The sequence below is a fragment of the Micromonospora sp. RV43 genome, from assembly GCF_001029515.1.
Taxonomy (GTDB): Bacteria; Actinomycetota; Actinomycetes; order Mycobacteriales; family Micromonosporaceae; genus Micromonospora; species Micromonospora aurantiaca.
Map to the genome: position 1 here is coordinate 1 of NZ_LEKG01000323.1, position 3522 is coordinate 3522.

Sequence of the window (3522 nt, forward strand, 5' to 3'; positions counted from 1 at the left end):
GCGGTCCAGAGGGAGGCGCCGGTGCGGTCGCGGAGGTGGACCGTGAGGGCCGCCGACGGGCCGTCGATGGTCACCTCGCCGAAGTGCTGGAAGCCCTCGGCCGGGGAGGTGTTCGCGCGCGGCGGGGCGTGCACGAAGACCGCCTTCGGGCCGAACGTGCCGTCCAGCGCGTTCGGCCCGAACGCGCCGGCGTGCGCCGGGCCGGAGACGAACTCCCAGAACGGGCTGAAGTCCCGCACCGCGGCGCGCGCCGGGTCGTAGTGGTGGGCGGCGGTGTAGTGCACGTCGGCGGTGAGGAACACCAGCCCGGTCACCCCGGCCCGGTGCGAGGCGCGCAGCACCTCGGCGAACTCCAGCTCCCGGCCGGCCGGCGCGCCGTGGTCGCCCTGCGCGACGCCCTCCTGGGCGCCTGCCCCGTCCGGCACCACCAGGCCGATCGGCAGGTCGTTGGCGATCACCTTCCAGGTGGCCCGGGACGCGCGCAGCTCCCGGATCAGCCACTCCCGCTGCGCCTTGCCGAGCAGGCCCCGGTTGCGGTCGGCGTACGTGTTGCCGTCGTTGGGGTCCTTGTAGGTGCGCATGTCCAGCACGAACACGTCCAGCAGCGGCCCGTACGACAGCCTGCGGTACATCGGCCCGCCCGACGACACCGGCAGCCACTCGTGGAACGCCTGCCGGGCCCGGGCGGCGAGCACATCCACGCGCTTCTCGCCGTACCGCTCGTCGGTCAGGATCTCCCCCGGGTACCAGTTGTTCACCACCTCGTGGTCGTCCCACTGGTTGATCTGCGGCACCTGGGCGGCGAACGCCCGCAGGTGCTCGTCGAGCAGGTTGTACGCGAACTGCCCCCGGTACTCGGCGAGCGTCTCGGCCACCTTGCTCTTCTCCGGCGTCACCAGGTTGCGCCAGGTGCGGCCGTCGGGCAGGACCACGCTCTCGGCCAGCGGCCCGTCGGCGTACACGGTGTCGCCGCTGCACAGGAAGAAGTCCGGGCGGCGCTCCCGCATCGCCCGGAAGATCGCCAGGCCGTCGAAGTCAGGGCTGATCCCCCAGCCCTGCCCGACGATGTCGCCGGTCCACACGAACCGCACGTCACGCCGCTGGTGCCGCCCGGGGGCGGTGGCGAACGAACCGGTCAGCGGCTCGCTGCACAGGCCGTGCCGGTCCAGGCTCTCCACCCGTACCCGGTAGTGCAGCCGCTCCCCCGCGGGCAGGCCGCGCAGGCGGACCTTGCCGGTGAGGTCGCCGGTGGGGTCGACCACCGGGCCGCGCACCAGGCGGGCGCCGCGCAGGTCCGGCCGGCGGCTGACCTCGACGAGCATCCGGCCGGGCCGGTCCGCGCGGGTCCAGACCAGCGCCGAGTCGGCGGTCACGTCGCCGCTCTGCACGCCGTGGGTGAGCAGCGGCCGGCCGCTGCGCCGCAGGCCGGGTGCGGCGGGCGCGCCGGGCGCGCCGAGCAGCGCGCCGCCGGCGACTCCGGCACCGGCGACCAGGCCGGCGCGGAGCAGGGTACGTCGATCGAAGTGCGTCATGGGTTCTCCCGGTCTCGGCAGTGTCGCCAGCCGGTCTACCGGCCGCAGGTGGCCGGGAACTCCGGTCGAGGTGACCGGCACGTCAACGACTGCTGTCCAGCGCCCCGGCATGACCACCGTCACACCGCCGGGCCGTCACACCGCGCCCGCCGTGCCCCGTCCTGTGCGCGTACCCGAACCCTCAAGGAGGCGGCGATGAGCCGGATGGACATGGCGGCGGTGGCGCCCGAGGCGTACCAGGCCGTGCTGGGCCTGGAGAAGTACGTCCGGGCGAACGTGGACCACACCGTGCTGGAGCTGGTGAAGCTGCGGGCGTCGATGCGCAACGGCTGCGCGTTCTGCGTCGACATGCACAGCCGCGAGGCGCTGGCGGCCGGGGAGGACAGCCGCCGGCTGTTCGCCGTCGCGGCGTGGCGCGAGGCGCCGTTCTTCGACGAGCGGGAGCGGGCCGCGCTGGCCCTCACCGACGCGGTGACCCGGCTCGGCGAGCACGGCGTGCCGGACGACGTCTGGGACGCCGCGGCGAAGGTGTGGTCGGAGAAGGAGCTGGCGGATCTGGTGATGGCGATCGCCACCATCAACGTGTGGAACCGGGTCGCGGTGACCTGCCGGACGCAGCCGCCGGCGCAGGTCTGATCGCTGACACACGACGGCCCCGGTCCCGCGAAGATGCGGGCCGGGGCCGTCGGGCGTGGGTCAGGCCAGCTCGGGGAACCAGAGCGCGATCTCGCGCTTGGCGCTGTCCGCCGAGTCGGAGGCGTGCACCAGGTTCTCCCGGTTCGACAGCGACAGGTCACCGCGGATGGTGCCGGCGGCGGCCTTGCGGCCGTCGGTGCTGCCGATCATCGCGCGTACCACCTCGACCACCTGGTCGCCGGAGAGCACCAGCGCCACCAGCGGGCCGCTGGTCATGAACGTCTTCAGCGGCGGGTAGAACGGCTTGTCGACGTGCTCGGCGTAGTGCTGGTCGGCGAAGTCGCCGTCCATGGTCCGGCTCACCATCGCGTCGATCCGCAGGCCCTTGCGCTCGAAACGGGACAGGATCTCGCCCACCAGACCGCGGCGCACCGCGTCGGGCTTGATCAGTACGAGCGACCGCTCGTCCGGGCTGCTGCTGGACACGCTGGGTTCCTCCTGCGCACTCAAACGGGGTTCGGCTGGGTACGGTCAGCGTAGCGACCCGGTCCCGGCGCCGGCGCGGCGGCTGCGTCTTCCCTGGCCCGCCGCGGCGGCCTAGCCTGGCCCTGGAACCCCTGGGAGGTCCACTGTGGCGAATGGCGGGAACCGCACGATCGCGCCGGTACGCAAACTGATCGGCGCGGTGCTGGGCACCGTCGCCACCTTCGTGACCGTGTTCGGGCTCGGCATGACCAGCTGGGCCATCGTGGCCCTCGGCGTCGCGCTGCTGGTGCTGGCGATCGCCCTGGCCACGGTACGCGGCGGCGGCCGCACCTGGGTGATCGGCCTCGGGCACGTGCACAGCGCCTCCGAGCCGCCCACCCAGTACGCGTTCGGCCGGTGCGAGCTGCAACTGGTCATCGACGCGCCGGGGCTGCCGCCCCGCTCCAAGAAGATCATCGAGCCTCGGGTGCCGGTCGCCAAGTGGCCCTCGCTGGGCCAGGCGCTGCCGGTCCGGGTGGCGCTGGACGACCAGCGGCACGTACGCGTGCTCTGGGACGAGGTGCCCACGCACGCGGAGAGCGCCGCCGCGGTGGCCGACCTGCCGCCCGAGTACGCCGCCGAGCCGGACCCGCTGGACGAGCCGCTGATCGCGCAGGAGGCGCCGCCGTGGGCCGGGCGCGCGCCGGAGGACGACTTCCGCGACGACTACCCGCCCGCGCCGGACCCGTACCTGGACGACGTCCCGCCCCGGGCCGAGGAACGCGAGCCGGTGGTGCTGCACCAGAGCCCCGGCGGCCCTGTGGTGCTGGAGGGGCAGCTCGTCGAGCGGGCCGAGCGCGCGGCCGGCCCACGGCGGCGCCTCCTGCGC

General features: G+C 74.1%; 3 protein-coding genes and 1 pseudogene. 2 read left to right on the top strand and 2 right to left on the bottom strand.

All coding sequences use genetic code 11. From position 1 onward, the window contains the following. Positions 1-1532 (bottom strand): alkaline phosphatase (locus ABD52_RS36745; RefSeq protein ID WP_047894796.1); only part of this gene is annotated, 1532 nt, incomplete at its 3' end. A 195-nt stretch (positions 1533-1727) separates the two neighbouring features. Between ABD52_RS36745 and ABD52_RS36750 the strand changes: the two genes are divergently transcribed. Continuing rightward, on the top strand, positions 1728-2168 hold the full coding sequence (locus ABD52_RS36750; RefSeq protein ID WP_013288022.1) for a carboxymuconolactone decarboxylase family protein: 441 nt from the start codon (positions 1728-1730) through the stop codon (positions 2166-2168). Between the two features lie 60 nt (positions 2169-2228). On the opposite strand, the gene ndk is transcribed toward ABD52_RS36750, so the two are convergent. Continuing rightward, positions 2229-2654, bottom strand: a complete 426-nt coding sequence (gene ndk, locus ABD52_RS36755) for a nucleoside-diphosphate kinase (protein ID WP_013288023.1) — start codon at positions 2652-2654, stop codon at positions 2229-2231. A 145-nt stretch (positions 2655-2799) separates the two neighbouring features. Between ndk and ABD52_RS36760 the strand changes: the two are divergent. Further along, a pseudogene (locus ABD52_RS36760) lies at positions 2800-3522 on the top strand (glyoxalase/bleomycin resistance/dioxygenase family protein); the annotation flags it as partial.